The sequence below is a fragment of the Streptomyces sp. NPDC045998 genome (genome assembly GCF_056430285.1).
The window spans coordinates 333,123-359,817 of sequence record NZ_JBWKLJ010000002.1 but is presented as its reverse complement, the minus strand read 5'-3'; the positions used below and the strand labels follow the sequence as shown (position 1 = coordinate 359,817).

Annotated in this window: 27 protein-coding genes, 1 pseudogene and 1 riboswitch; of the genes and pseudogenes, 10 read left to right on the top strand and 18 right to left on the bottom strand. The window is 71.9% G+C overall.

What is annotated here, in order from left to right; genetic code table 11:
- Nucleotides 1–475 precede the first annotated feature (475 nt).
- On the bottom strand, nt 476–787 hold the full coding sequence (locus AC07FJ_RS06585; RefSeq protein ID WP_479045966.1) for a cold-shock protein: 312 nt from the start codon (nt 785–787) through the stop codon (nt 476–478).
- Between the two features lie 362 nt (nt 788–1,149).
- Between AC07FJ_RS06585 and AC07FJ_RS06580 the strand changes: the two genes are divergently transcribed.
- Complete coding sequence (locus AC07FJ_RS06580) at nt 1,150–1,722, top strand: PIG-L family deacetylase (protein ID WP_479045963.1); 573 nt, start codon at nt 1,150–1,152, stop codon at nt 1,720–1,722.
- A gap of 91 nt (nt 1,723–1,813) precedes the next feature.
- Nucleotides 1,814–2,059: pseudogene (locus tag AC07FJ_RS06575) on the top strand (NUDIX domain-containing protein); the annotation flags it as partial.
- Between the two features lie 371 nt (nt 2,060–2,430).
- Here AC07FJ_RS06575 and AC07FJ_RS06570 read toward each other — a convergent pair.
- The gene (locus AC07FJ_RS06570) at nt 2,431–3,378 is read right to left on the bottom strand and encodes a LysR family transcriptional regulator (RefSeq protein ID WP_479045961.1); all 948 of its coding nucleotides are present in this window, start codon (nt 3,376–3,378) and stop codon (nt 2,431–2,433) included.
- A 205-nt stretch (nt 3,379–3,583) separates the two neighbouring features.
- On the opposite strand from AC07FJ_RS06570, the gene AC07FJ_RS06565 reads away from it, so the two are divergent.
- Together AC07FJ_RS06565 and AC07FJ_RS06560 are read left to right on the top strand one after the other, a co-directional pair.
- On the top strand, nt 3,584–4,735 hold the full coding sequence (locus tag AC07FJ_RS06565; protein ID WP_479046919.1) for an MFS transporter: 1,152 nt from the start codon (nt 3,584–3,586) through the stop codon (nt 4,733–4,735).
- A 248-nt stretch (nt 4,736–4,983) separates the two neighbouring features.
- The gene (locus AC07FJ_RS06560; RefSeq protein WP_479045959.1) at nt 4,984–5,445 is read left to right on the top strand and encodes a diadenosine tetraphosphate hydrolase; all 462 of its coding nucleotides are present in this window, start codon (nt 4,984–4,986) and stop codon (nt 5,443–5,445) included.
- A gap of 20 nt (nt 5,446–5,465) precedes the next feature.
- Here the strand turns inward: AC07FJ_RS06560 and AC07FJ_RS06555 are convergent, their stop codons facing one another.
- From AC07FJ_RS06555 to AC07FJ_RS06525, 7 genes are all read right to left on the bottom strand, one after another.
- The gene (locus AC07FJ_RS06555; RefSeq protein ID WP_479045956.1) at nt 5,466–5,756 is read right to left on the bottom strand and encodes a hypothetical protein; all 291 of its coding nucleotides are present in this window, start codon (nt 5,754–5,756) and stop codon (nt 5,466–5,468) included.
- A gap of 495 nt (nt 5,757–6,251) precedes the next feature.
- A complete protein-coding gene (locus AC07FJ_RS06550) occupies nt 6,252–6,836 on the bottom strand; it encodes a GAF domain-containing protein (protein WP_479045953.1) in 585 nt (194 codons plus the stop codon).
- On the bottom strand, nt 6,833–7,462 hold the full coding sequence (locus AC07FJ_RS06545; protein ID WP_361415293.1) for a GTP-binding protein: 630 nt from the start codon (nt 7,460–7,462) through the stop codon (nt 6,833–6,835). The genes AC07FJ_RS06550 and AC07FJ_RS06545 overlap by 4 nt, the downstream gene beginning before the upstream one ends.
- Nucleotides 7,440–7,838: a DUF742 domain-containing protein gene (locus AC07FJ_RS06540; protein ID WP_361415295.1), complete on the bottom strand. Its 399-nt coding sequence runs from the start codon at nt 7,836–7,838 to the stop codon at nt 7,440–7,442. Before AC07FJ_RS06540 ends, AC07FJ_RS06545 begins: the two co-directional genes overlap by 23 nt.
- Nucleotides 7,839–7,841: 3 nt before the next feature.
- Entirely contained in the window at nt 7,842–8,276 is a 435-nt protein-coding gene (locus AC07FJ_RS06535) for a roadblock/LC7 domain-containing protein (RefSeq protein ID WP_361415296.1), read from the bottom strand.
- A 7-nt stretch (nt 8,277–8,283) separates the two neighbouring features.
- Nucleotides 8,284–9,978, bottom strand: coding sequence for a sensor histidine kinase (locus AC07FJ_RS06530; RefSeq protein ID WP_479045950.1), 1,695 nt, complete (start codon nt 9,976–9,978; stop codon nt 8,284–8,286).
- Between the two features lie 368 nt (nt 9,979–10,346).
- A complete protein-coding gene (locus AC07FJ_RS06525) occupies nt 10,347–11,288 on the bottom strand; it encodes an oxidoreductase (RefSeq protein ID WP_479045949.1) in 942 nt (313 codons plus the stop codon).
- A gap of 104 nt (nt 11,289–11,392) precedes the next feature.
- Between AC07FJ_RS06525 and AC07FJ_RS06520 the strand changes: the two genes are divergently transcribed.
- From AC07FJ_RS06520 to AC07FJ_RS06505, 4 genes are all read left to right on the top strand, one after another.
- Nucleotides 11,393–12,007: an acyl-CoA-like ligand-binding transcription factor gene (locus AC07FJ_RS06520; protein ID WP_479045947.1), complete on the top strand. Its 615-nt coding sequence runs from the start codon at nt 11,393–11,395 to the stop codon at nt 12,005–12,007.
- 177 nt (nt 12,008–12,184) lie between these two features.
- The gene (locus AC07FJ_RS06515; RefSeq protein WP_479045946.1) at nt 12,185–12,445 is read left to right on the top strand and encodes an HU family DNA-binding protein; all 261 of its coding nucleotides are present in this window, start codon (nt 12,185–12,187) and stop codon (nt 12,443–12,445) included.
- 147 nt (nt 12,446–12,592) lie between these two features.
- The gene (locus AC07FJ_RS06510) at nt 12,593–12,820 is read left to right on the top strand and encodes a hypervirulence associated TUDOR domain-containing protein (RefSeq protein ID WP_479045943.1); all 228 of its coding nucleotides are present in this window, start codon (nt 12,593–12,595) and stop codon (nt 12,818–12,820) included.
- 9 nt (nt 12,821–12,829) lie between these two features.
- The gene (locus tag AC07FJ_RS06505) at nt 12,830–13,162 is read left to right on the top strand and encodes a DUF3140 domain-containing protein (RefSeq protein ID WP_479046917.1); all 333 of its coding nucleotides are present in this window, start codon (nt 12,830–12,832) and stop codon (nt 13,160–13,162) included.
- 145 nt (nt 13,163–13,307) lie between these two features.
- Here the strand turns inward: AC07FJ_RS06505 and afsR are convergent, their stop codons facing one another.
- The gene (afsR, locus tag AC07FJ_RS06500; RefSeq protein WP_479045941.1) at nt 13,308–16,376 is read right to left on the bottom strand and encodes an SARP-family global regulator AfsR; all 3,069 of its coding nucleotides are present in this window, start codon (nt 16,374–16,376) and stop codon (nt 13,308–13,310) included.
- Between the two features lie 221 nt (nt 16,377–16,597).
- Here afsR and AC07FJ_RS06495 point away from each other — a divergent pair, with 221 nt between their 5' ends.
- Nucleotides 16,598–16,798 (top strand): hypothetical protein, encoded by a 201-nt coding sequence (locus tag AC07FJ_RS06495; protein WP_479045939.1) that lies wholly within the window; start codon nt 16,598–16,600, stop codon nt 16,796–16,798.
- Nucleotides 16,799–16,920: 122 nt separating this feature from the next.
- On the opposite strand, the gene AC07FJ_RS06490 is transcribed toward AC07FJ_RS06495, so the two are convergent.
- The 3 genes from AC07FJ_RS06490 to AC07FJ_RS06480 all read right to left on the bottom strand — a co-directional run bounded on the left by AC07FJ_RS06490 (nt 16,921) and on the right by AC07FJ_RS06480 (nt 20,066).
- Complete coding sequence (locus AC07FJ_RS06490; RefSeq protein ID WP_479045937.1) at nt 16,921–18,126, bottom strand: MBL fold metallo-hydrolase; 1,206 nt, start codon at nt 18,124–18,126, stop codon at nt 16,921–16,923.
- Nucleotides 18,127–18,196: 70 nt separating this feature from the next.
- Nucleotides 18,197–18,991 carry an SGNH/GDSL hydrolase family protein gene (locus AC07FJ_RS06485; RefSeq protein WP_479045935.1) on the bottom strand — a complete coding sequence of 265 codons (795 nt, stop codon included), beginning with the start codon at nt 18,989–18,991 and terminating at the stop codon, nt 18,197–18,199.
- A 169-nt stretch (nt 18,992–19,160) separates the two neighbouring features.
- Nucleotides 19,161–20,066 (bottom strand): M23 family metallopeptidase, encoded by a 906-nt coding sequence (locus AC07FJ_RS06480; RefSeq protein WP_479045933.1) that lies wholly within the window; start codon nt 20,064–20,066, stop codon nt 19,161–19,163.
- 4 nt (nt 20,067–20,070) lie between these two features.
- Nucleotides 20,071–20,229, bottom strand: a riboswitch (cyclic di-AMP (ydaO/yuaA leader).
- A gap of 425 nt (nt 20,230–20,654) precedes the next feature.
- On the opposite strand from AC07FJ_RS06480, the gene AC07FJ_RS06475 reads away from it, so the two are divergent.
- The gene (locus tag AC07FJ_RS06475; protein WP_468283460.1) at nt 20,655–21,467 is read left to right on the top strand and encodes a tyrosine-protein phosphatase; all 813 of its coding nucleotides are present in this window, start codon (nt 20,655–20,657) and stop codon (nt 21,465–21,467) included.
- Between the two features lie 24 nt (nt 21,468–21,491).
- Here the strand turns inward: AC07FJ_RS06475 and AC07FJ_RS06470 are convergent, their stop codons facing one another.
- Genes AC07FJ_RS06470 through hpnH form a run of 5 tightly spaced genes read right to left on the bottom strand, consistent with a single transcriptional unit; the run spans nt 21,492 to nt 26,694 of the window.
- Entirely contained in the window at nt 21,492–21,608 is a 117-nt protein-coding gene (locus AC07FJ_RS06470; RefSeq protein ID WP_361415316.1) for a DUF6126 family protein, read from the bottom strand.
- Between the two features lie 23 nt (nt 21,609–21,631).
- Complete coding sequence (locus AC07FJ_RS06465; RefSeq protein WP_479045930.1) at nt 21,632–22,264, bottom strand: helix-turn-helix domain-containing protein; 633 nt, start codon at nt 22,262–22,264, stop codon at nt 21,632–21,634.
- Between the two features lie 60 nt (nt 22,265–22,324).
- Nucleotides 22,325–23,710, bottom strand: coding sequence for an aspartate aminotransferase family protein (locus tag AC07FJ_RS06460; protein WP_479045927.1), 1,386 nt, complete (start codon nt 23,708–23,710; stop codon nt 22,325–22,327).
- Nucleotides 23,707–25,611 (bottom strand): 1-deoxy-D-xylulose-5-phosphate synthase, encoded by a 1,905-nt coding sequence (dxs, locus tag AC07FJ_RS06455; RefSeq protein ID WP_479045924.1) that lies wholly within the window; start codon nt 25,609–25,611, stop codon nt 23,707–23,709. The genes AC07FJ_RS06460 and dxs overlap by 4 nt, the downstream gene beginning before the upstream one ends.
- 60 nt (nt 25,612–25,671) lie before the next feature.
- The gene (hpnH, locus tag AC07FJ_RS06450) at nt 25,672–26,694 is read right to left on the bottom strand and encodes an adenosyl-hopene transferase HpnH (RefSeq protein ID WP_479045922.1); all 1,023 of its coding nucleotides are present in this window, start codon (nt 26,692–26,694) and stop codon (nt 25,672–25,674) included.
- Nucleotide 26,695: the final 1 nt, after the last annotated feature.

Below are 26,695 nucleotides of genomic sequence, written 5' to 3'. Positions count from 1 at the left end.
CCGGCCGAGGCGGGACGGAGAGGGTGCGGGGCCGATTTCGGCATGGTGGCTCTGTCGATGCTGGTCGACGTGGGGAATCTGCTGGCCGACTCGTCGGTGAAGGTCACGTTCCATCGGTAGTCAAGGGCAGTTGCATGTGTCCGGCCGAACACGTCATCTTCCCCGTCACGATGGCCTGCACCTTTTTGGACGTTAGGGAAAAGGACGAGGCCATGGGGGCAGGCTTGCCTTAGGTTCCGGCCATGTTCACCTGCCCGGGGAAGGTGCCGTTGGTGTACTTGCCCTGGTTGACGCCGGCCTGGGCAGGCACCGCACCGAGAGCGAGAACAGCGGCAAGGGCCGTCGAGTCGACTACGGCTGCCCTCTTCGTGGATATGGAGAACACGAGAATCCTGTCTGTGCCCGCACGGCGGAAGAGACCAGGCCCCTGCCAGGCGAGACGGATAGGATCGATTCGGCAGGTGCCGACGCGCGATCAGGAATCGAAGCGAATGTCCAGGCCGGACGAGAAGCCCGGCCCGCTGTCCTCGTCGGACCGGCGGTGCGATCCGGCCTCCGGCCAGATACTCACGGCGCGCCAGTGGTACTCGTCCTGCTCGGCCCGCTCGGCCGAGAAGGTGACGGACTGGCCGGCGGTCAGTTCACGAAACCCCTCCGCCTGAATGACCGAGAAGTGCGCCCACACCCTGGTCGGAAGGGCGTCGGAGGCGAGCACGCCCCATCCCTCTTCGCTGTGCCACTCCAGCACGCGGCCGGTGAACACATCTCCAGACGTGGTCTCGGGCATGGCTGTTCCCCCTGTTCCAAGGCCGCCTCGCCTTTCGGCACACACTGTGATCAGCAGCGCTCAACCGAATCGATCACGAACCTAATAGATATGCACCGGCGCAGGAACGCGGTACATGTGTGATCCTCGTCCGGGCCGGTGCGGCTGCCGCCGATCTGTCTGAGCACGCCCGCCGTTCCCGTGCGTTCTCCTCACAGGGCGATATTTGTTGCGGTCGCCCCAGCCGCCCGAGGGCGCTGCTGCAGCCCTCCGGCAGGGCCTGTTTGACGGCTTGGAGCGCGGCGAGGGCGAGCGCGGACGCCGCCAGAGCCGGGTCCGGGTCCGGCTCGCCCTGCTCCAGGAACTCGCGCCGGGCGCACTCGATGTCCGTCTTCAGCGACGCCCGGACGTGGGCGGTAACGGCGACGACGTCGCCCGGGGCGGCCGACCAGCACAAGCTCGTCACGCTGAGCGTGATGCCCGACGAAGCAGTCGGCCACCTCGTCGCCCACATCCGGGACTTCTGGCCCGACATCGTCATCGGACACGACGCCCTCGGCCAGCTCACCGGCCGCCCCGACCACGTCCGCGCCCACCAGATCGCCCTGCTCGCCGTCGAAGCCGCCGGCCTTGCCCACCTGCACCCCGAAGCGGGACCGCCGTGGCAGCCGGCCGCGCTGTACGCCGCCACGCACCCCGAGTCCGGCGTCGGCCTGCTCCGCCCCCTGCTCGAAGGCGCGGGCAAGGCCGTCCTCGCGGTGCGGCCGGACACGTACATGACCACCAGCGTCGACGTCACCCCCTGGGCCGACGTGAAGTGGCGCGCCGTCCTCGCGCACCGCGGCGAGGTAGTACGCGAACGGCCCCTGCCCGGTATCCTCGCCCGCCTGCCCGAAGCCGACCGCACGCGGATCATCCGGATCGAGCACTTCACCCGGCTCACCCCGGCCCTATGAAGGGCGGCCCGGCCGGGCTGACCACCTGACAGCTCGCCCTCGCCGTCCGTGCTCCCTTCACCACGAGCGAGCAGCCACCGCTCGGAGAGAGATGACGACGACTTCCGCACGCGACGAACGTCCCAGCGGGGTGATGAACCAGGAGGCATACGGGGTGCTGCGCACCTCGACCGCCCTGTGGGCCGGAACCTCCGTGCCGACCACCAACAAGCGCGGGCAGGTCCTGCTTCAGCGCGTGACCTACCGGCCCACCCGTCTACTGCCCGGCGGCGCCGTCGACAAGGGCGAGTCCCCCGCGCGGGGCGCTGCCCGCGAGCTGCAGGAGGAGCTCGGCGTCACGGCGCCCGTCACCCGCGTGCTGGCCGTCGACTGGTGGTCTCCCCGCCGACCTCCAACGCCTCCTGCCAATGAGGCTCCCCGGCGAACTGCTGCACGTCTTCGACGGCGGCGTCTGGGACGAGGACCAGATCGCGGCGATCCGGCCCACATCCATCCCGCTGGACTCAGACGGCAGGTGGGGCCCGGCCAGGTCGAGGGCCGCGGGGCCGCCGTGCGGGAACCACCCGTCCGCCGTCCGGCCGGGCGCCGACGGAGCTCACCTGGCGGTGTCGTCGTCATCGTCCGCCCGGCCCAACCCGCCGATACGCGCGTCGGCGCCCACGTAGGACGGACCGAACCGCCGCGCGTGGCCGGTGCCACCGCCGATGCTTACAGTCGGTGCGCCGCGTCCGCAGCGGACACCGCCTCGGCGAAAGCCCGGACCCGCGCGTTGTCGCGGTCGGCGCGCCGGACCAGTCCGAGCGCCGAGTCGGGCAGTCCGGTCACCGGAACGTAGGCCACGTCCCGGCGGTGGTGGTACTCGGTGGTGGGGCGGCAGAGCAGCATCACACCCCGGTTGGCCGCCACCAGCGACAGGCCCTCCTGAAGGGTGCCGACCACCGGCCCTTGCGGCACCGCGGAGCCCGACGGCGTACGGGTGGGCGCCTGCGCCTCGCGCCAGTAGTCCGGCGCCGGAGCGGCCACACCCACCAGCGGTGTCCCGGCCAGCTCCTCGGCGTCCACGGCGGCCCGGGCGGCCAGCGGGTGCCGGCGGGACACCGCGAGGCACTGCGGCTGGCGGGAGAACACGGGCCCGAGGACGAGATCCGGCTCCTCGACCGGCAGCAGCACCACGGCCATGTCGACCTCGTCGCGGTGCACGGGGCCGAAGGGGTCGCACAGCGGCAACTCGGTGATCCGGGTGACACAGCCGGGATACCGCTCCTCGAACTCCCCGACCACCTCCATGAATCCGTATCCCACGCTTCCCTGGAACCCGAGCCGCAGCGTCCCGCTGAGCCCGAGCGCCGCCGCCCGGGCGTCCTCGACCGTGGCGCGCAGCGCGGCGTAGGCCGGGCGGAGCGCGACGAGGAAGTCCTCGCCGAGCACGGTCAGCCGTACTCGCCGGCTGGTGCGGTCCACCAGCCGTCCGCCGATGCGCTGCTCCAGGCCGCGGATCAACTGGCTGACCCGGCTCTGGGACACGTACAGCCGCTCCCCGGTCCGCCCGAAGTGCAACTCCTCCGCGAGGATCAGGAAGCACTCCAACTCGCGGATCTCCACCGTGCTCGCCGGTGACCGCCGTCCGCCCGTGTTGTCGCGGCTCGTGACTGTCATGGCAATGCTCCTCCGCCGGGCCCGTTTCCATCCGGCACCGCGTGGCGTATGCGGCGTCATCGATGAGTCCACCTCATGGAAGCATGAGAAGTTCGCGCTTGTTCCGCTTCCTGGGCCGCAGTTGTGTGGAGCCATGACGAACGTGGACAACCGGCGGGCACCAAAGCCCGCCCCCTCGCCCTCCGCAAAGGGCGGCTGGCCCGCGGTGACGGCCGTTGCGGCCGGCACCTTCTCCGTGGTCACGTCCGAGATGCTGCCGGTGGGGCTGCTCACACCGATCAGCACCTCACTGGACGTGAGCGAGGGAACCGCCGGGCTGACGCTCACCGTCACCGGCCTCGTCGGTGCGCTGTCGGCCCCGCTGATCACCGCGGCGGTCGGCCGGACCGACCGCCGCGTGGTCCTGTGCTCCCTCATGGCGCTCCTGGCGGCCGCCAATGTGCTCGCGGCCTGGTCGCCCGACTTCGCGGTGATGATGGTGGCTCGCGTACTGATCGGCGTGGCCATGGGAGGCGTATGGTCGCTCGCCGGCGGACTCGGAGTGCGGCTGGTGCCGACCCCGTCCACCGGGCCCGCGACCTCCATGATCTTCAGTGGTATCGCGATCGCCTCCGTGGTGGGCGTGCCGGCCGGGGCCTACGTCGGCGAACTCGCCGGATGGCGCGCGGCGTTCCTCGCCACCGGCGGACTGGCCGCGCTCGTGACCGCCGCCATGGCCGTGTCGCTGCCGCCGCTTCCCGCCGACGAACCGGTTGCGCTGGGCGGCGTGTTGCGGTTGCTCGGCAAGCCGCAGGTGTCCACCGGGCTCGTGGTGGTGACGCTCCTCGTGACCGGCCACTTCGCCGCGTACACCTACGTGCGGCCACTCCTCGAGGAGGTCTCGGGCGTCAGGGCTTCGCTGATCGGGACGCTGCTGCTGGTGTACGGAATCGCCGGTGTCGCCGGCAACTTCCTGGCCGGCGCCCGGCTGGGACGGTCGGTGCGCGGCCCGCTGCTGGTGATCAGCACGGCCCTGGCCGCCTCCGTGCTGCTGATGCCGCTGCTCGGGCTGTCTGTCGCGGGCGCCTGCCTCCTGCTCATCCTGTGGGGCCTGGCTTACGGGGGTGTGTCGGTGAGCACCCAGACGTGGCTGGCCCGGGCGGCGCCGGAAACGAGGGAGGGCGCGACGGCCCTGCTCGTGGGGGTGTTCAACGGTGCCATCGCTCTCGGCGCCTTCGTGGGAGGCAGGGTGGCGGACGGCCTCGGCACCCGGTCGGTGTTGTGGTCTGCTGGTGTGCTGGCCCTGGGCGCCCTTGTGGCGACGGGTCTCGGGTCGGCGCCCTCGCCGACCGCCACCACCTCCGATCCGGCCGGGTGAACGACCGGTACCGCGACGCTCGCCACGCGGTGTCCGGCGCGGCCGCGCGGCCGTGGCCTGCCCGCAATTCAGCAGGAAGGACGTCGACGCACCGCCCGCGTCAGGGCACCTCGTAGCGTGGATCTCGTACCCGGCCAGGACCGAACATGACGCCCAACCGCCGAGGCCGTGGCGTCGCACGTACTGGACCTACAAGCAAGCGGGAGGGGACGCGGTGACTGACGAAGGGTGGATGAGACGATTGGCGGATGGACCGGATTGGGGCTGCTCTGCGGGGCGAGAATCCGACCGTGCTGCGGCGGCTTGAGGCTGGGTTCGCGGTGATTGGAGATGTTCAGTTCCTGCCGGGGTACTCAGTCCTCCTCGTGGACGAGCCGGGTGTGCAACGGCTGCCTGACCTGCCGAGGGCCAAGCGGCTGGCGTTTCTGTCTGACATGGACCGACTGGGAGAAGCCGTTGAGCGGGTCTGTCGGCGGCTGGACGCCGATTTCCGCCGGGTCAACCTGGAGATCCTCGGCAACACGGACGCGTTCCTGCATGCTCATGTCTGGCCGCGGTTCGAGTGGGAGCCGGCTGAGCTGGTGGGCAGGCCGGTGTGGCTGTATCCCCATGAGCGGTGGAACGACGAGCGGTTCATGCTGGGCCCGCAACACGATGGGCTGCGGGATGCGATCGGCAGCGAACTGGACCGGTTGCGTTCGATGGCCTGACGGTGTGGGCTGGGGCGCCGTCAGGTCGGCAGAGCGGTGGAAGGACTCAGTGGCGTGGACTGACCGTCACTGATGCCTTGGGCGGCGGTCTCCCGGACCAGCTCCCATCGGCGGGCCTTGGCCCACGCTTCGGCGGTCACGTCCTCGTGCAGCTGCTGTTCGACGGCCGCACGGCGCTCGTTCTCGGAGGCGCCGCGCATCGCGGCGTCGACGGCGGCCGCGGCCGCACGGCGCTGGGCACGGCGGTCTTTCTGCCGGTCCTCGCAGCGCGGGCAGTCCCGGCCGGAGTCGAGCAGGGCGCCCTGTCGCACCGGGTTCCGCGCACAGTCGGCGCTATGGCGGGCCCCGGCCGATCAGCCAGCCCACCGGGTGCTTGATCGGCCAGCCGCATCTGGTCGGCCAGACGGCGGGCGAGCCGGTCGGCGAGGGGCTGCGGGCCGTCAGCACGAACCGGCGAAACCGATCACGCGGGCCAGCTCGTTGCGGGCCGCGGCCTCCAGTAGTCGGCGGGCGGCCGGACGCTCCAGCCACGCCAAGGCCGGACCGCCGACCCCAGGACGGTCGGCAGATCCGCTGGCGGCAGAGGAGCCCTCCCCCGCTGCTGCCTGCCCTCGCCTCCGCCGGCCACCGGTCCGCGGCCGCCGTCTATGCCCGCAACGGCCGGGGAATCCTTCGGCTCTTCCCCGCGGAGCGGGCCGCCGCCCTCGCGCGCACGCGCGGTTCCGGCAGACCGTGGTTCCCACCACGGCCTTCGCCGGAACCGGAAGAGCCACATCACGGCCGGCGCGCCACGGGGTGGGCGCGGCTCACAGGCCGCCGTCCTCGCGGCGGTGGATCTGCTCCACCAGCTCCGCCGCGAGCGACTTGATCGTCTCCAGGCCCGCCCGGCCCCAGGGCCGGGGTTCGGTGTCGACCACGCAGATCGTGCCGAGGGCCGTGCCCGTACGGTCGATGAGGGGCGCGCCGAGGTAGGACCGGATGCCGATCTCGTCGACGACCGGGTTGCCCGCGAACCGCGGGTAGTCGCAGACGTCCTCCAGGACCAGCGCCTTGCGCCGGACGACCACGTGCGGGCAGTAGCCGTGGTCGCGTGCCATGAAGCGGCTGACGCCGCCCGTGGCCGCGGCCGTGGCGGCGGCCGTGGACTTGAGGTCCCGGCGCGCGTGCGTGCCGTCCGGGGTGTGCAGGCCGGCGAAGAACTGCCGGTTCTCGTCGATGAAGTTGACCATCGAGTACGGCGCGCCGGTCACCTGCGCCAGCCTGGCGGCGAACGCGTCGAGGGCGGGGTCGGGCCGCTCCCCCAGGCCGAGTTCGCGCAGCCGCCGTACGCGCAGGGGTGCTTCGCGGTCGACGGGGGTCAACAGCAGGTGACGGGTCGGGTCATAGGTCATGACGGTGCTCCGTAGCTCGGCGCCGGGGCCGGGGCGGGGTTGGTCGCCAGCAGGTGCTGGACGAGGGTGACCAGGGTCTGGATCCCGGAGCTCGCGATCCGGGCGTCGCACAGCACGACCGGCACCTCCGGCTTGAGGTCGATGGCGGCGCGGATCTCCTCGGGTGCGTACCGGAAGGAGCCGTCGAACTCGTTGACGGCCACGACGAAGCGGATGCCGCGCCGCTCGAAGAAGTCGACGGCCGAGAAGGAGGCCTGGAGGCGGCGGGTGTCGGCGAGTACGACCGCCCCGAGGGCACCCTCGGAGAGCTCGTCCCACATGAACCAGAACCGCTCCTGGCCGGGTGTGCCGAAGAGGTACAGCACGTGCCGCCGGTCGAGGGTGAGGCGGCCGAAGTCCATGGCGACCGTGGTGGTGGTCTTGGACTCCACGCCGTCGAGGTCGTCGGTGCCGATGCTCACCTGGGTGAGCAGCTCCTCCGTGCTCAGCGGCTCGATCTCGCTGACGGCGCCCACGAAGGTCGTCTTGCCGACCCCGAAGCCGCCCGCGATCAGGATCTTCACGGCGGTGGGGAAGACGTCGTCGTCGAAACCGTCTCGAGCCTCAGAGCCGTCGTCGTAGGCCATGGAGCACTGCCTCCAGCAAGGAACGGTCGGTGGGGTTGTCGTGCGCGCGGGGCGCCCGAGCGGTCAGCGCCCCGCAGTCGACGAGATCGGAGAGCAGCACCTTGGTGACCACCGCGGGCAGCCGCAGGTGTGCCGCGATCTCGGCCACCGAGGTCGGCCCGTGGCACAGCCCGAGGACCTGGTTGTGCTCCGGGCCGAGCGGGGCCTGCGGCACCGCCCCGGTGGCCATCACGAGGGAGAGCAGGTCCAGCGCGGCCGTCGGCCGGGTGCGGCCGCCGCTCACCGTGTACGGGCGGATGAGCCGGCCGGCCGCGTCGTCGAGCCAGGGCCCGTCCTGCCACTGCCCTGTGCGTTGCCGTGGTCGGGAGGACTGCATGGCTCAGCGCCCCGTGGCGCCCGGTGCCGCCGCCGCTTGTCGGGCCGGGGTGACGAGGTACGGCCGTACGCTCTTGACCAGCATCGCCATCTCGTAGCCGAGGACGGCGGCGTCGGTCTCGCGCCCGGCCAGCACGGCCAGACAGGTGCCGGATCCGGCGGTGGAGACGAACAGCAGGGTGTTGTCGAGCTCGACGACGACCTGCCGGACCTCACCGCTGTCGCCGAAGCGGCTGCCGGCGCTGCGGCCCAGCGAGTACAGGCCGGAGGCCAGGGCCGCCATGTGGTCGGCGCTGTCGGCGTCGAGGCCGTGCACGGATTTCACCAGGCCGTCGGAGGAGAGGAGAACCGCGCTGCGGGTATGGGGGACCCGCTGGATCAGACCGGTGAGCAGCCAGTCGAGATCCGAGGAATGGCCGGTCGGCACATCACTCGCCATGGTGCATCTACTCCTTGTGAGCTTCGTCGTGTCGTACGGAATCGGGCGCCGGGGCGGGGGCCGGGTCGGTGTCGGAGTCGGCGTGCGCGAGCTCCGCCAGGCCGATGCCGCGCCGGAAGGCCGCCATCAGGCCCGGGTCGTGCAGGACGTCGTCGTCGTGGCGGCGTGCCACGGGCGCGTCGCGCAGCTGCGGCACCAGGTGCTCCTGCGCGCGCCGCTTGGGGAGGCGCGGCCGGTCGCCGTGCTCCTCCTGTACGGGCAGGGGCACGGGGTCCGCCGGTACGTACGGCGCCGGCTGCTGCGGCGGTAGGGCGGGCGGCGCGGGCCGCGGGTGTACGGGTTCGGGGCGCGCGGTCTCCGGCGGCGCGGGGGGCGCCGGAGCCCCGCCCGTCGCCGGTACCTCCGCCGCTGCGGCTCCCGTGGCCGAGGCGACCTGGGGGGTCGCGCCGGTCTGGGAGGCCGCGGCGGAATCGGCTCCGAGGAGTCCCTGCGGCAGGACGAGGACGGCCTGGACGCCGCCGTAGATGTTGGTCTGGAGGCGGACCGCGATGCCGTGCCGCCGGGCGAGTGCCGCGACGACGTACAGGCCGATCCGCCCGTCCTGGAGGAGATGGGCGACGTTGACCTGGTCGGGGTCGTTGAGCAGGGCGTTCATCTTGTGCTGCTCGTCGGCCGACATGCCGAGCCCGCGGTCCTCGACCTCGACGGCGAGCCCGGCCGTGACGTACTGGGCGCGCAGCAGCACGGTGGTGTGCGGCGAGGAGAACAGCGTGGCGTTCTCGACGAGTTCGGCGAGGAGGTGGATGACGTCGGCGACGGCGTGCCCGCGCAGGGTGCCCTCGATCGGCGGCACCAGCTTGACCCTCGGGTACTGCTCGACCTCCGCGATGGAGGAGCGCAGCACCTCGGTCATCGTGACCGGGTTGGACCACTGGCGGCGTGAGATGGCGCCGCCGAGGACGGCGAGGTTCTCGGCGTGCCGGCGGACGCGGGTGGCCAGGTGGTCGACGTGGAAGAGGCCCTTGAGCAGCTCGGGGTCCTCGACCTGGTTCTCCAGCTCGTCGAGGAGCTGGATCTCGCGGTGGACGAGGGACTGGAGCCGGCGGGCGAGGTTGACGAAGACCTCGACCTTCTGTTCGTTGCCGACGCTGCTGGAGAGCTGGGACGCCTGTACGACGGCGGTGACCGCCGCTTCGTGGGTGCGGGTCAGCTCGGCCGCGAGCACGTCGAACTCGTCCGCGCCCGGGCCGGGCAGCGGTGTGCCCGGCCGCGGGGGCGGCCGCTCGCCGCGGCGCAGCTGGGCGACCAGGGCTTGGAGGTCGCTCTGGCCGCGTGCGGCGCTACGGCGCAGGGCGGCGCACCGGTCCAGTACGGAGGTGGCCACGCGGTCGGCGCTCAGGGCGGCCGCGGCGATGGCCGCGACGGCGAGCGCCGCGCAGGCGGTCAGCGTGGCCCACAGGGCGGGGGACGGACTGGCGCCGGTGGAACGGATGGTGAGGAGCACCGCGGCGACGCCGCCGAGGGCGACGACGACCGCGGGCGCCACGGCGGCGCCCAGGAGTCGGGAGCGTATACGGGCTTCGGGGGACGGGCCGGGCGGGTTCGGCCTCCCGTGGTGCGGCAGGGGGCGGGCGCCGGACCGGCCGTGCCGCCCGCCTTCACGGCGGTCCGGCCGCGCGGCGGGTGCGCGAAGTTGAGACATCAGCGTCCTTGGTACGTGGGGCCCCGGGAATCGGCGTGGAGGTACGGACGTGCGTGTGTGGAGTGCTGTGGTGCTCTGGTGCTGTGGTGGTGCGGATGCTGGGTGTTCGACCGTGGCGCTGCGGCGAACGCCTCAGGCGTCCGATGAGCCCACCGTTGATCACCGGCCACACACGGTAGTCGGCATACATTCACGTCCGATGGGCAGTTGACAAACTTGCCCGCCAAGCGTCCCGCTCTGGTATGAGGCCTCGTACTCCAGCCCGAAAACGCGGAGTTGACGAAAACCACGGGGCCCCGGCGTGATCCGGCGGCCCCGCGGCTCGTACGGACGCGACCTGACGCGGCCTGACACGGCCTGACGCGGCCTCAGGAGGCCGGGGTCGGGAAGGCGAACCGTACGTCGGTCAGCCGTTCCGACACCTCCCACAGGCGGCGGCCGGTCTCCGCGTCGGCGGCCGCCGGGGACAGCGCCACCCGCGTGGGGGCTCCGCGCAACTCGCCCCGGCCGTCCGGGCCGAAGAACTCGCCGCCCTCCGCGCCCGGATCGGTCGCCGCGTACAGCTGCGGCAGCGCGCCCTGGGCCGGGGCCTGGGCGAGCGGGACGAGGAGGCGGCCGAAGAGCACCTTCACCAGGCCGACCGGGCCGCTGGTCTGGAGGTTGGTGGCGGTGTAGCCGGGGTGGGCGAGCATGCTGCGCACCGGGCTGCCGGCCCGGGTGAGCCGTCGGTGGAGCTCCCGTCCGAAGACGGCGTTGGCGAACTTCGCCTGGTTGTAGAAGCCCATGGGCGCGTACGCGCGCTCGCCGGTGAGGTCGTCCCAGTGCAGCCGCCCCTTGCGGTGGTTGAGGGACGTGACCGTGACGACGCGGGGGTCGCGGCCGGCGCTCAGCAGGTCGAGCAGGAGGCCGGTGAGGGCGAAGTGGCCGAGGTGGTTGACGGCGAACTGCAGTTCGTGGCCCTGCGGGCTCAGGGACCTCGGGGGTGCCATCACGCCGGCGTTGTTCACGAGCACGTCCAGCCGCGGGTGGTCGGCGCGCAACCGGCGGGCGAAGTCCCGTACCGAGTCCAGGTCGGCCAGGTCGAGGGGGCGCACCTCCAGGCGGGCGGCCGGCAGTCCGGCGGTGATCTCGGCGGCCGCGCGGCGCCCCTTCGCCTCGTCGCGCACCGCGAGGATCACGTGCGCGCCCCGGCGGGCTAGCGCCCGGGTCGTGGCGAGCCCGAGGCCGCTGTTGGCTCCGGTGACGACGACCACGCGGCCGGTCTGGTCGGGTATCCGCTCGGCGGTCCAGCGCTGCATCTGCTCTGTCATGCGACACACGCTGCCTGTGATGTCATCAAGTGTCAAGGTGTCACCGAGTGACATGTACGGCATGGCGCTACGATGGCCGGGTGAGTTCCCGTCCAGAAGTGACCATGGCCGAGCGCAAACGGCAGCTCGTCGCCAACGAATTGACCGAAGCGGCGCTGCAGTCGTTGGCGCTGAAGGGGTTCGACGCGGTCACCATCGACGAAATCGCGACCGCCGCCGGGGTGTCCAAGCGCACCTTCTTCCGGTACTTCGCGTCCAAGGAGGACGTGGTCGTCCAGTTCCTGGCCGACATGGGCGCCGGTATACGGACGGAGCTGGCGGGCCGTGCCGACGGCGAGCCGCCGTCGGTGGCGCTGCGGCACGCGGTCTGGGTGCCCATGGCCGCCTGTGGCGACCGCTCCGACCACGCGGAGAGGGCGCTGCGCGTGGTCCAGCTGATCCTGCGCACGCCCGCTCTGCTCGCGCGCTTCCTGGAGCGCCAGGCGCAGTGGCGCGACGACCTGGCGGTGGAGCTGGCGCGCCGCCTGGGGCTCGACCCGGCCGCCGATCTCTATCCGCGGCTGGCCGCGGGGATGGCGCTGGCCGCCTACGACGCCGTACTGCGGCGGTGGAGCGACAGCGACGGCACCGACGACCCGGCCGCGCTCCTGGACCGGGCCTTCGCCGTCATCGCCCCGGCGCTGGACGCCGTGGGGCCACGCGCCGCCGGGGGAGCGTGAGGCCGTACGCGCGCGGTCGGCGCTCCCGTACGGCCCGGCCGACGTGCGGCGGCCGACCGGGACGGTCAGGCTGGGTGGGCCGGTCAGGCTGGGTGGGCCGGTAGTCGCAGCATCAGGAGCCGGGTCCCGGACGGGACGCGCCGACGGGCCGACAGGCGGATGGGAGAGGTGGGTCACGTGGACAAGTCGCGGCTGGTCGAGGCGACCGCTGAGGCGGCGCGGGACGGAGCCGGCCGGTCGCTGGAGACCGGTGACGTCGAGCGGGTGCTCGACGCCCTGTTCGGGACGGTGGAGCATCCGGGCACGATCGCCAAGGCGCTGGCCGGCGGCGAGTCGGTGGTGCTGGGCAGTTTCGGCGCCTTCGACCGTGCCGAGGGCACGGCGGCGTTCCGACCCGGCAAGGCCCTGACCGAGTACCTCCACGGCGCCGCGGGCTGACGGCCCGGTGGCGCGGCGGCACGTCGGCCCGGCCCGCCGGGCGTCGCACCCGCGTGGGCGGCCCGCGAGCTGCGACCTGGGCGGAGAACCCGCAGGCTGGAAGAGCGGCACCGGACGGTCACGCGTACACGGCAGAGGAGCGCAGCCATGGCGAAGAGCAGCGGTGAGCGCAAGAACCTGAAGAAGGGCGACAAGGTCGCCTGGAGCAGCCACGGCGGCCAGGCGGAGGGCGAGGTGGAGAAGAAGATCACCGAGCGGACGGAGGCGGCGGGCCGCACGGTGGACGCCTCGCCGGACGACCCGCAGTACCAGGTACGCAGCGAGAAGTCCGGCAAGTCGGCGGTGCACAAGCCGTCCGCCCTGAAGAAGAAGTGAGACCGGGTGGTGGACGGCGAGCAGCGGCAGGAGACCTGGGACGACTTCCGTGAGCTGGTGAACATGGCTCCGGGCGAGCTGGAACGGTGGCTGGCCTCCGACGAGTCGCGCAGCGCCGGGCAGCACAAGGACGGGGCGGAGTCCACCGGACATGCCTCCGGCCGCCACATCCTGGCGATCCTCCGGTCGAAGAAGGGGGACCTCTCGGACGACGACTACCAGCACATGCGCAAGGTGGTCGGCTACGTCCGCCGCCATCTGGCCCAGCGCCCTTCGGGCGACGTACGGGACACCCGGTGGCGGCACTCCCTGATGAACTGGGGCCACGACCCACTGAAGTGACACCGCCGCCGCGGGCGGTCTCACCGCCGGCGACCCGCACGGCCGCGGGGGTCCGCGTCCCTCAGCGATCACGCGCACTCCCCCGTCCCCCACCAAGGCGCGGACCGTGACACCGATCCCCGAGCAAGACCGGCGGACGACGGGCTCAACCGGCCTTGGCCCCCGTGTGAAGAACCGGGCCCGTCCCGGTCGCCAGCAGATCACGTACGTGGTCGGACTCAGAGGCGTTGATCGCGTCGAAGACGTCCACCGCCTCCTGCCAGCAGGCACGCGCACGATCAGCGGCGCCCATCGCATGAAGAGCCTTCCCGAGAACGACGAGAACGTTGGCCAGGCGCCACTTCCCGCCCAGGTCACGCAGGACGAGGGCCTGCTCGGCGTGTGCTGCAGCCGGAGACGGCCGGTTCGCCGCCAGGTGAGCCTCAGCGAGCCGGAAGTGCGTCATGCCCTCCCACAGGAGCTGGTGACCGTCGCGGAAGAGCGGCAAGGCCTGGCTGAGCTGATGTGTCGCCTCGTCGATCCGACCGGCCTGGGTGAGGGCGACCCCGAGCGCGTAACGGCCGTTGGCCAGGCGTAGAGGTAGGCCTATCCGCTCATAGATGGCGATGCCCTGCTCGGCGAGTTCGATGGCGCTGTCGAGTCGTCCCACGGCGGCATGGACGCGAGAGAGATTGCACAAAGCGCTGGCTTCGCCCACCGCGTTGGCATCAGCCCGGAACCCGTCGACGGCATCCAGCAGGTAGCGCTCGCCGTCGTCGTAACGTCCCTGGTAGACGGCGATGATTCCGCGGTCGTTGGGAGCCCAGCACCTGAGCAGGGGATCGTTGGTCTCGTCGGCCAGCTCCATGGCCTGGCGCGCTTCGCCGTCGGCCTCGGTGAAGCGCCCGGCGACCAGGTGGACGTTGGTGAGTGCGGCGCGGGCGCGCCCCTCGGCACCCCGGTCGCCGGAGGCGCAGGCGGCGTCGCGCAGGGCCAGGGCGACGGTTTCGTACTGCTTGGAATGGGCTCCGGATTCCACGAGGTCCTTGGCCGCCCACAGCAGGTCCACGGCTCTGCGCAGCATCCCAGGTCGTCCGGTGGCCTGTTCGACACACGCCAGCAGTGGGCGGGCCTCACGATAGAGCCAGTCCTGGGCGGCTCGCGGCTCGGCGAAGACCAGTCCGGTGCAGTGGGGATCGGACAGGTGCGCGGGGAGTCGGTCGCCGGGGCGTTCCAGAGCGTAGACGCCGGTGGCGGTGGCCAGGTAGAAGCCCAGGAGGCGTTCCAGCACCGCCTCCCGCTCGCTGCTCGGTTGCTCGTCACGTTCGGCGCAGGCGCGCGCGTACAGGCGTACGAGGTCGTGGAAGCGGTAACGGCCGGGTGTGACCGACTCGAGGAGGGAGCAGTCCACCAGGCTTTCGAGGAGGTCCTCGGTGTCCTGTTCGGGCAGGTCGAGGATGGCGGCCGCGGCGGCTAGGGAGATGTCCGGCCCGTCGGCGAGGCCGAGGAGGCGGAAGGCGCGGGCCTGGGCCGGCTCCAACTGGCCGTAGCCGAGTTCGAAGGTGGACTTGATGGCGAGGTCGCCGGCCTGAAGCTCGTCGAGGCGGCGACGCTCATCGGCGAGCTTGGCCGCCAGGACGGCGACGGTCCAGGTGCGGCGGGCGGCGAGACGGGATGCCGCGATGCGGATGGCGAGCGGCAGGAAGCCGCATGCTTCGACGACGTCGAGGGCGGCTTGCCGATCGGCACGCACGCGTTCCTCGCCGACGATCCGGGTGAAGAGGAGCAGCGCCTCCTCGGGGCTCATCACGTCCAGGTCGACCAGGTGCGCCCCGGCCAGCCCCGCCATCCTCACGCGGCTGGTGACCAGAGCCGCACAACCGGCGGTGCCCGGCAGAAGCGGGCGGACCTGCGCGGCGTCGCGGGCATTGTCGAGCAGGACCAGGACGCGGCGCTCGTCGAGGAGCGATCGGTACAGGGCGGATCGCGCCTGCAAGCTGTCGGGGAGATCGGCTGAACGGACCCCCAGGGTATGCAGGAAGTCACCCAGAACGGCCTCGGGTTCGGCTGGACGACGCCCTGTGCCTTGCAGGTCGACGTAGAGCTGGCCGTCGGGGAAGTGCCGGCGGGCGGCGTGCGCGACGTGGACGGCGAGGGTGGTCTTGCCGATGCCGCCGATTCCGGCGAGCGCGGAGATCACCATGCCCCGGCCCTCGGCGCCCGCGGACAAGGTGTCGCCGAGTTCCTCGACGAGGCCGGAGGACCCCGTGAAGTCGGGGACGGTTGCGGGCAGTTGGGCGGGCCGTACGCGGACGGCGTCGGCAGGGGTACTCGGTGCCTCAGTGCGGGCGAGGTCCGCGTCGGCCTGCAGGATGCGCTGCTGGAGCTTGGACAGATCGGGACTCGGGTCGACGCCGAGCTCATCCGCGAGGAGGCGACGGGTGTCCGCGTAGACGGCGAGCGCCTCGGCTTGCCGGCCGCTGCGGTACAGGGCGAGCATGAGCAGTTCACGCAGCCGCTCCCGCAGCGGATGGGCGGCGGTGAGAGCGGTGAGCTCGGGTACCACCTCCGCGTGGCGGCCGACCTCCAGGTCGAGTTCGAGGCGGACCTCCAGCAACTGCAGGCGCCACTCGACAAGCCGCGCACGCTCGGTTTCGGCACGCGGACCCGGCACCCCGGCGAGAGGCTCGCCGTCCCACAGGCTCAGCGAGCGGTCCAACAGCATGCGGGCGGCCTCGCGGTCACCGGACGCGCGGGCCGATTCGGCCTCGGCGGCGAGGCCCTGGGCGACCCCGAGGTCCAGCGAACCCGGGGGAAGGCGGAGGGCGTAGGCACCGGATTCCGTCACGAGGTGCGCACTGGAGAGAGTCTTCCTGAGCCGGGACATGTAGGTGCGCATGACGGCCAGGGCTTGCGCCGGTGGGTCATCGCCCCAGACGGCATCGATCAGTTCCGGCGCGGTGACGGTACGGCCGTCTCGCAGGAGGAGGACGGCGAGCAGGGCACGCTGCTGAGGGGAGCCGGAGGGCAGGGCGTCGGATCCGCGCCAGGCGCGGAGCGGGCCGAGCACCGCGAACCTCAGATTCGCGTCGTCTGCGGCTGTCACATCGTCTCGGACCACGGTTCCTCCGACGACGCCCCGCCCGTATGCAGGACGTACACCATTCGTATATCCCCAAAGGCCAGCATGGTTGACCTGACGTCCACCACCAGACTGCCCAGTCCGGAGGATCATGCGTCGCGAAGGATACCCCGGGATGGCCTCCCGGGGTCCTTGGCGTACCAATTTCTCTCAACTCTATTGCGGGCGGACGGCTTTGAGCTACCGTCAGAGCATCGTCACGCCGTCGCAGGGTGCCGAGGGCCCTCTAGCCAAGGGTCCGCTGACGCAGCTCTCCCACAGCGTGTCGATGCCATCACGGACTGGGCATTCGGACGTTAGGAGAGCGCACTCTCATGCAAGTCACGAGCTCGACAGCAGGATTGCTGGCCGGCGTGATCATCTCGTTGGCCTACTTCGCACTCGTCGCCCACCTGGTGAAGTCGCTGCGTGCCACGCACCGGCTCCCCACGGTCATCGTGGCGGTCTCAGGTCTGATCGGAGCACTACCGGCGATCCTCTACGCGCTGTACCGCTCCCTCAGTGTGATCGCCTGACCGGGCGCGCAACCGAGGTCAGCGGGGCTGGGGCTGCCGCACCGTGCGTGTCGTAGCCCTGGCCCCCGAAGCGCCATGGAAACAGCGCCTACGATCCCGCCGAGGTCATCCCGCGCTCGGCGTCACCGCTCACCCGCAAGGTCGAGATCGTGCCCGGGTGCCTCGGAAGGCGCCTTCGCCGGCAGCGACCGGCGCCACGGCTGCGCCATGGCGTGGGCGACGGACCGCCACCACGGCGCCTCGGGCACCTGCCCCGCCGGCTCGAACGGCTCGCCGGGACGCGGGAACGCCGCCGCCTGGCCGGCCTCCTCGGCCGCGTCCCTCGTCCACTCCCCCGGCTCCGCCCACGGGTGTGGCGCCAGGTTGAACGTGCCCCAGTGGATCGGCAGGAGCACGCCCGCCGCGGCCCCGCCCTGGAGGTCCAGGTGGGCGCGCAGGCCCTCGGCGGGGGTCATGTGGATGTCGGGCCAGAACTCGCTGTACGCGCCTATCTGGATCATGGTGGCGTCGAACGGGCCGTGCTCGGCGCCGATGTCCCGGAAGCCAGGGAAGTACCCGGTGTCACCGCTGTGGTAGACGCGGTGTTCCGGTCCGGCGACCACCCAGGAAGCCCAGAGCGTGTGCTGCCGGTTGCGCAGGCCGCGCCCGCAGAAGTGGCGGGCCGGGGTGGCGGTCAGCCGTACGCCGCCGACCTCCGTCGACTCGTGCCAGTCCAGCTCGCGCAGGCGGGACGCCGGCACGCCCCAGTGCTCCAGGTGGGCGCCGACGCCGAGGGGGACCGCGAAGAGGGTGTCCGTGGCGGCGAGGGCGCGGATGGTCGGCAGGTCCAGGTGGTCGTAGTGGTCGTGGGAGATCACCACCACGTCCACCGGGCCGAGCGCGGCCAGGGGCAGCGGGACCGGGTGCAGCCGCCGGGGCCCGGCGAAGGGGAACGGCGAGCACCGCTCGCCCCACACCGGGTCGAAGAGGACGCGGACGCCGTCGATCTCCGCGAGCACGCTGGAGTGCCCGAGCCACGTCAGGCGCAGCCCGGACGCCGGGGGCCGGGCGAGGTCGGCGACGGTGGTGGGGTGCACGGGGATGGTGCCCGCCGGCGAGCGGCGCCTGCGCCCCTCCTTCTCGACGTACGTCTTCGCGAACTCGACGGCCGAGCCGGAGGGTCTGTGGCGGGCGCCCACGGGGTTCTGGAACACCCCGTCCGCGAAGTGCGGCGAGCGGCGGATGCGCTCCAGGCGCTCCCCCGCCGGGTCCGCGCCGAAGGCGGCGGGCCACAGCGGGCGCGGCCGGGACCGCGACGGTCGCGTGGGCGTGGCGTCGGAGCCGGTCACGGCACCTCCAGGGCTCGGGCCTCCCATTATGGGCGGGGGGTGTGACAGCCGGGGGTGCGGGTCCGGCTCGCTACAGCGGCAGCAGGTCCGGGCGCTTGGCAGAGACGTGATCACCGGAGGATTCGCCGCGCAGGCGGCGGCCGATCCAGGGCACCAGGAACTCGCGGGCCCACTGGATGTCGTCGCGGCGCACTTCCAGGGTGCCGCGCGGCGGCAGGGGCGGCCACGGCTGGTCCGGGTCGGCGGGCACCTCCACGCCCAGGACCTGCCCGGCGCGCAGGGCGACACGGGTGTGGCCCTCGGCGGACAGGTGGAGCCGGTCCGCGTCCCAAGCCCGCCTGTCCTGGATGGTCTTGAGGGACCAGAGGTCCAGCACGGGGCAGCCGTAGCGGTCGGCGACGGCGCGCACATGGCCGTTGTAGGTGGCGATCTTGCCGCGCAGATGGCGCAGCACCGGCACGCCGCGGGTGTCGAAGCCGGTCGTCACCAGCACGGTGCCGACCACCGAGGTCAGGTCGGCGACGGCCCGCTCGAAGCGCTCGGCCACGTCGTCGGGGTCGCTGCCCGGCCGGATGATGTCGTTGCCGCCCGCGCAGAAGGTCACCAGGTCCGGGGCGAGCTCCTTCGCCCGCGGGAGCTGCTCCTCGACGATCTGGTCGAGGAGCCGGCCGCGTACGGCGAGGTTCGCGTACCGGAAGTCGTCGGGCTCGGGCAGCCGGTCGGCGAGCAGCACCGCCAGGCGGTCGGCCCAGCCGACGAACGTCCCGTCGGGTCCGGGGTCTCCGACGCCCTCGGTGAAGCTGTCACCGATCGCCACGTACGACCCGAATACGTCACTGTCTCTGAAGGTCGAATCGTCTGCCACGGGAGCACATCCTGCCTCCTTTCATGTGACCTACGCGACCGTAAGGAGGGGTTGACGCAGCGTGAGATATGCCACCGGTCAAGATTCACCCAAGCCGGAATACGCCGCCGCCCGGCACCGTGCTCCACGGTGCCGGGCGGGGCGGGGTCGGCGGTGTGCCGACGGTGCGTCAGATCGAGACGCCGTGCTGGCGCAGGTACGCCAGCGGGTCGATGTCCGAGCCGTAGCTGGGGCTGGTGCGGATCTCGAAGTGCAGGTGCGGGCCGGTGGAGTTGCCGGTGGAGCCGGAGAGGCCGATCTGCTGGCCGCCGCTCACGCTCTGACCGGAGGAGACGGAGAGCTGGGAGAGGTGGGCGTACTGCGAGTAGGTGCCGTCGGTGTGCTTGATGACGACCTCGTTGCCGTACGAGCCGCTCCAGCCGGCCGAGACCACGGTGCCGGGGCCGACGGCCTTGACGCTGGTGCCGGAGGAGGCCGCGAAGTCGACACCGGTGTGGTAGCCGGAGGACCACATCGAGCCGGAGGCGCGGTAGGGGGTGGTGATCGAGGAGTCGACCGGGGCGGTGAAGCCCGAGGCGCTGCTCTTCGGGGCGGACTGCGCCGGGGCGGCCTTGGCCGCCGGGGCCTGGGGCTTGGCGGCGGAGCGGGAGGCGCGGGCCTCGCCGCGGTCCTCGTCGGCCTTCGGCTTCGCCTTGGCCGGGGCGGCCTTGGCGCCGAGGGTGAGCTCCATGCCCGGCAGGATCAGCGACGGGTCCTCGCCGATGACCTCGCGGTTGTCCTTGTACAGCTTCTGCCAGCCGCCCTTGACGTTCTTGTTGTGGGCGATCTTGGCGAGGTAGTCGCCGGCGACCACGGTGTACGTACGGGGCGCGGCTTTGGCGGCGGCCTGGGTGGTCTGCGCGGCGGCGACGACCTGCTGCGGAGCGGTCGCCGGCGCGGCGCTCTGCTCCGCGGCGTGCGCACCGGTGGCGCCGAGCAGCGGGAGGGCGATGGCCGCGCCACCGGTACCGGCGGCGACGAAACCACGCGTGAGCGTGCTGGACTTGGGACGGCGGTGCTTACCCTTGGCGGGCATGGCGAATTCCTCTCCGGCGCCTGCGAGGTGAGCTGTCGGGTTCGGGCTGGAGATGCCCGGCCGCGTGGTGACGCGACTTAACCCCGAGCCGGTCCCGGAATTCCGGGCTCGGCGGACTTACCTTGGGTCCCCCGCTCCTGCCACACGTGGGTGGGTGCTGAATTCCGGGCCGGCGGCAGGATTAGGCGGTCCGGCCGGATTGCGGTGACCGTAGGACAGCCGGGTCGGCGGGAACAAGCCGCCGCTTTCCCGCGTGCATTCCTTTACGCCGTACCGCTACGGAATACCGGTCACCCTCCGTGGATTACGGATCATGAATTCCCGCCGGGCGCAGGGGAATTGCGAAAGAAGACCGGCCACGGACGGTCACTTTTATGACGCTGCTCACGTGCCGGAGTCCATCTCCCTTGCTATCGGGGCACGTTATGCCGAACGCCCCAATACGGACAGAACCGTCATACCTCGACGAGCCGCCTCGGCGGCCGCGACCACGGCCGCACGGATGATTGCCCTGGGAACCCAATGTCGTATCGTCGGATCGCGACATCGTCGGCGGCCGGCGCCGACGTCAGACGCGGAGGAGTCCCCGTGACGCAGCAGGTGCCGCAGGCCCCGTCGAGCGAGCCCGATCTGTCCGGTGTGCGTAATTTCCGGGACGTGGGCGGGCTGCCGACGGTGGACGGGCTCCGCGTCCGGCACGGGCGGCTCTACCGCAGCGGCCACCTGGCACACGCCACCGGTGAGGACGCGGTGTTCCTCGGCTCCCTCGGGCTGCACACGATCTTCGACTTCCGCAACGCCGCCGACCAGAAGCTCGAAGGCCCCGACATCGAGCTCCCCGGCGTCCGGAACGTGAACATCCCGCTCACCGACCCGGCCGACGGGGCCGAGTTCTGGCGGATGGTCCGCGACGGCGACCTCGACCAGCTGCGCTCCATCCTCGCGGACGGCCAGGCGGCGGCGCGGATGTCGGAGTCGTACCGCATGATCATCAAGGAGCGCACGGCGGAGCACAGCCGTGTGCTGCACGCCCTCGCCGAGGACAGCGTCCCGGCGCTGATGCACTGCGCGGCGGGCAAGGACCGGGCGGGGCTGTCGATCGCGGTGACGCTGCTCGCGGTCGGCGTGGAGCGGGAGGCCATCGAGGCGGACTACCTCAAGTCCAACGATCCGCACCGCCGCTACAAGGTGCACCGCAGCGACAGCTCCCCGGCCGGTATGTCGCCCGAGGTGATGGAGCTGCTCAGCCCGCTCTTCGACGCGCGCCTGGAGTACCTGGGGGCGGCCTTCGCGACGATCGAGGAGACCTGGGGCACGACCGAGCGGTACCTCTCCGAAGGCCTGAAGCTGGCGCCCGAGACGCGGGAGCGGCTGCGCGAGCGGCTCGTCGACGCGGGCTGAGCCCCGGGCCCGGGCGGGCCGCCGTCAGCCGGTGCCCAGCGCGAAGAGCAGGTACAGGAACGCCGCGAAGAGGTGGCCCGCCACCAGGTAGGCGAAGAGCCGGATGACGAGCCCGCGCGGGAACTTCACTTCGTAGGACATGGGTTCTCCCTCTCAGGGGTTCGTCAGCGGTGGGTGCCGGTGCCACCGAGGCACAGGTCTGCCGCGGCGCTCCGCAGCAGCGTGTGCACGAAGAGCAGCTCGGCCCCGCGGCGGCCGGCCGCGGCGATGCGGTGCGGGGTCAGCGAGTCGAAATGCGCGCTGTCGCCGGGGTCCAGGACGTGGACCACGTCACCGAGCACGAGCCGTACCCGACCGGTGAGGACGTACAGCCACTCCTCCCCCGGGTGGACGCGTACGAGATCGCTCTGCCCGGCGGCGTACGGCACCTCCACGCGCAGGGCCTGCAGGGCGCGGCCCGCGCCGCCGGCCTGGTGGTACGTCCAGCCGTCCGCCTCCACGGGCTCGGCGCGCCCGGCGCGGACGACGGGGTCGCGCTCCGGCGGCACCTCGCCGAGCAGCTCGGACACCGTCGTACCGTAGACACGGGCGAGGCCGAGGAGCATGGGCAGCGACGGCTGGCGCCGACCGGTCTCCAGGCGGGAGAGGTGCGCGGGTGACAGGTCCGCGCGCCGGGCCGCGGACTCCAGGGTCAGGCCGCGGCGGCGGCGCAGCTCGCGCAGCCGGGGCGCGACGTCCGGCAGCGGCTCGGTCCGGTCTTCCGGTTCCGGGGACGGAGCCCCGGCAGGGGTGGTCATGCCCCCATTGCGCCAGGTAGAGGCCCGAGAGGCAATTTTCTTGCCTCTGAGGCAAAAAGATCAGCGGTTGGCGACCGCCTGCTTCATCAGCGTCTTGCCGAAGTCCCACATCAGGCCGCCGCCCGCGTGCGCCTCGTCCATGACGGCGGTGAAAGCGGCCACGAACCGGTCCACCTCCCGCTCCCCGATGATCAGCGGCGGGATCAGCTTGATCACCTCCAGGCGGTCCCCGGAGACCTGCGTGAGGATCCGGTGGCGCTGGAGCAGCGGGACGACGACCATCTGGGCGAACAGCCCCTTGCGGGCCGCCTGGAGCATCGTCCAGCGGCTGCGCAGGCCCAGCGAGGACGGGCGGCCGAACTCCAGGCCGATCATCAGGCCCCGGCCGCGTACGTCGTGCAGCAGCTCGTAGCGGTCCACCAGCGCCGAGAGCCGGGTCTTCAGCAGTTCACCGGTGAGCCGGGCGTTGGCCACGATCTCCTCGTCCTCCAGGACGGCGAGGACCGCGAGGCCGGCCGCCATGGCCTGGGCGTTCGAGCCGAAGCTGGCCGAGTGGACGACCACCCGGTCCATCGACGAGAACACCTTCTTGAAGATCCAGTCCTTGCCGAGGGTGGCGCCGACCGGCACGTAGCCGCCGGACAGCGACTTGGCGACGCACAGCAGGTCCGGCTCGACGCCGTCCTCGTGCTGGTACGCGTAGAAGTCACCGGTCCGGCCGAGCCCGGTCTGCACCTCGTCGGCGATGAGCAACGCCTTGTGGCGGTGGAGCAGCTCCTGGGCGGCGCGCAGGAAGCCGGGCGGCGCCTCGTGCACGCCCTTGCCCTGGATGGGCTCGACGATGAGGGCGGCCACGTCGCCGCGCTTCAGCTCGCGCTCCAGCGCGTCCAGATCGCCGAGCTCGATCGGGGTGTCGGGCAGCAGCGGGGCGAAGCCGTCGCGGAAGCAGTCCTCGCCGTTGACCGAGAGGGAGCCGGTGGTCAGGCCGTGGAAGGCGTGCGCGCAGTAGACGACGCGCGGCCGGCCGGTCGCGTACCGGGCGAATTTGAGCGCGGTCTCCACCGCCTCCGTGCCGCTGTTGGAGAAGAACGCGCGGTCCAGGTGCGGCGAGTACGACAGCAGCCTCTCGGCGAGCAGGCCGGGCAGCGGGGCGCAGTCGAAGCGGGTGAGGTCGGGCAGCTCGGCGTCGAGGACGTCGTGGAGGGCCTTGCGGACGACGGGGTGGTGGCGGCCGACGCCCATCACGCCGAAGCCGGCGAGCATGTCGAGGTAGTCGTTGCCGTCGGCGTCCCAGAAGTAGGCACCTTCGGCCCGCTGGTAGACCTTGTCGAAGCCGAGGGTGTGGAGCATGCGCGGCAGCTGGTGGTTGAGGTGCCGGGCGTGCAGGTCGTACCGCTCGGCTCCGCGGTCGGCGAGCAGCGCCGCCAGATCGAACTTCTTGCTCATGCTTCGCTCTCCTTGCGTGCCGGAGCGGTGCTGCTGCCCAGCGCGGCGCTGATCCGTCCGGCGATCTCGACGGGAGTGAGTCCGACATCGGCCAGCACCTCACCGCGCTTGGCGTGCGACAGGAACTGCTCCGGGATGCCGAAGGTGCGCAGCGGTACGTCGATCCCGGCGTCGCGCAGCGCCTGCCCGACCGCGCTCCCGACGCCCCCGGCGCGGCTGCCGTCCTCGACGACGGCGACGAGGCGGTGCGCCTCGGCCAGCGGCGCGAGCTGGTCGTCGACCGGCTTGACCCAGCGCGGGTCGACGACGGTGGCGGGCAGCCCGCGTTCGGCCAGCAGCCCGGCGACCCGGAGGCAGACGGGGGCCATGACGCCGACGGCCACCAGCAGCACGTCGGCTTCGCCGTGGTCGGGCCGGTACAGGACGTCCATACCGCCGACGCGTCCCACGGCCGGGACCGGCGGACCCGCCGCCTCCTTCGGGAAGCGGACCACGGTCGGCGCGTCCGGCACGTCGACCGCCTCGCGCAGCTGCGCCCGCAGCTGGGCGGCGTCGCGCGGGGCGGCGATCCTCAGGCCCGGCACGACCTGGAGGACCGACAGGTCCCACACGCCGTTGTGCGAGGCGCCGTCGGTACCGGTGACGCCCGCCCGGTCCAGGACGAAGGTGACGCCCAGCCGGTGCAGGGCGACGTCCATCAGCACCTGGTCGAAGGCGCGGTTGAGGAAGGTGGCGTACACGGCGACCACCGGGTGGAGCCCGGCCGTGGCGAGACCGGCGGCGCAGACGGCGGCGTGCTGCTCGGCGATGCCCACGTCCCAGACCCGGTCGGGGAAACGCTCGGCGAACGCCGCCAGCCCCACCGGCTGGAGCATCGCCGCGGTGATCGCCACGACGTCGGGCCGCTCGGCCCCGATGGCCGCCATCTCGTCGCCGAAGACCGACGTCCAGGAGGGTCCGCCGGCCGGGGCGAGCGGCACGGCGGTCAGCGGGTCCATCGCGCCCACCGCGTGGAAGCGGTCGGCCTCGTCCTCCAGGGCGAGCGGGTAGCCGCGCCCCTTCTCGGTCAGGCAGTGCACCAGCACGGGGCCGTGGAAGCCCTTGGCGCGGCGCAGTGCCGACTCGACGGCCTCGACGTCATGGCCGTCGATCGGGCCGACGTACTTCAGGCCCAGGTCCTCGAAGAGTCCCTGCGGGGCGATGACGTCCTTGAAGCCCTTCTTGACGCCGTGCAGCGACCCGTACAGCGGCTGCCCGATGACGGGCGTGCCGCGCAGGACGTCCTTGCCCCAGGCGAGGAAGCGTTCGTAGCCGTCGGTGGTGCGCAGGGTGGCGAGGTGACTGGAGAGGCCGCCGATGGTCGGGGCGTAGGAGCGTTCGTTGTCGTTGACGACGATGACGAGGGGGCGGTCCCTGGCGGCGGCGATGTTGTTGAGCGCTTCCCAGGCCATGCCCCCGGTGAGCGCGCCGTCGCCGATGACGGCGACGACGTGGTCGGCCCTCCCCCACAGCTCGTTGGCCTTGGCGAGGCCGTCGGCCCAGCCGAGGACCGTGGAGGCGTGGCTGTTCTCGATGACGTCGTGCTCGGACTCGGCGCGGGACGGGTAGCCGGACAGGCCGCCCTTGCCGCGCAGCTTGGAGAAGTCCTGGCGGCCGGTGAGCAGCTTGTGGACGTAGGACTGGTGGCCGGTGTCCCACAGGACGCGGTCCGCCGGTGAGTCGAAGACCCGGTGCAGGGCGATGGTGAGCTCCACGACGCCCAGGTTGGGCCCCAGGTGCCCGCCGGTCCTGGCCACCGCCTGGATGAGGAACTTCCTGATCTCCTCGGCGAGTTCGCCGAGCCGTGTACGGTCCAGCGCCTTGAGGTCGCGCGGCCCCCGGATGTTCTCCAGCAACGTCACGCTTCGGACCCCCTCTCTGGTCGGTTCAACCGGCGGTGTCGGCGGGCGTTCCCGGGGGGCTCACCCCCGGCCGCCGGAGACCGTCTCGCGGGTCGCGCGCAGCGACTCCTTCAGCGAGCTCATGGTGGCGAGGACGGCGGTCGGCTCGTAGCCGCAATGCGCCATGCAGTTGGCGCAGCGCGGGTCCTTGCCGCGGCCGTACTTGTCCCAGTCGGTCTCCTCGACGAGCTGGCGGTACGTCGGGACGTAGCCGTCGGCCATCAGGTAGCAGGGCCGCTGCCAGCCGAAGAGCGAGTAGTTCGGGATGGCCCAGGCGGTGCAGGGGAAGTCGGCCTTGCCTTCCAGGAAGTCCAGGAAGAGCGGCGAGTGGTTCAGCCGCCAGCGCCGCCGGTTGCCGCCCGCGAACGCCTTCCGGAACAGCTCGCGGGTCTGCTCGACGCCGAGAAAGTGCTCCTGGTCGGGCGCCTTCTCGTAGGCGTACGCGGGCGAGATCATCATCTCGTCGACGCCGAGGTCGTCGTTGAGGAAGTTCAGCACCTCGATGACGGTCTGCGGGGTGTCGGTGTTGAAGAAGGTGGAATTGGTGGTGACCCGGAATCCGCGCCGTTTGGCTTCCTTGATGGCCGCCACCGCCTCGTCGAACACGCCCTCCTTGGCGACGGACTCGTCGTGGCGTTCGCGCAGTCCGTCGATGTGCACGGCGAAGGCGAAATACGGCGACGGCCGGAAGTCCTCGATCTTCTTGCGCAGCAGCAGGGCATTCGTGCAGAGGAACACGTATTTCCGATGGGCCACCAATTGCCGCACGATTTCGTGGATCTGCGGGTGCATCAGCGGCTCGCCGCCCGCGATGGAGACCATCGGCGCGCCGGACTCCAGGACGGCCCCGACCGCCTGGGCGACCGGCATGCGCTGCTTCAGGACCCCGGCCGGGTGCTGGATCTTCCCGCAGCCCTCGCACTTCAGGTTGCACGCGTAGAGCGGTTCGAGCTCGACGATGAGGGGGAACTTGTCGCGCTTGCGGAGCTTCTGCTGGAAAAGATAGGTCCCGACCCGGATGGTTTGGCGGAGCGGCATGGCCATC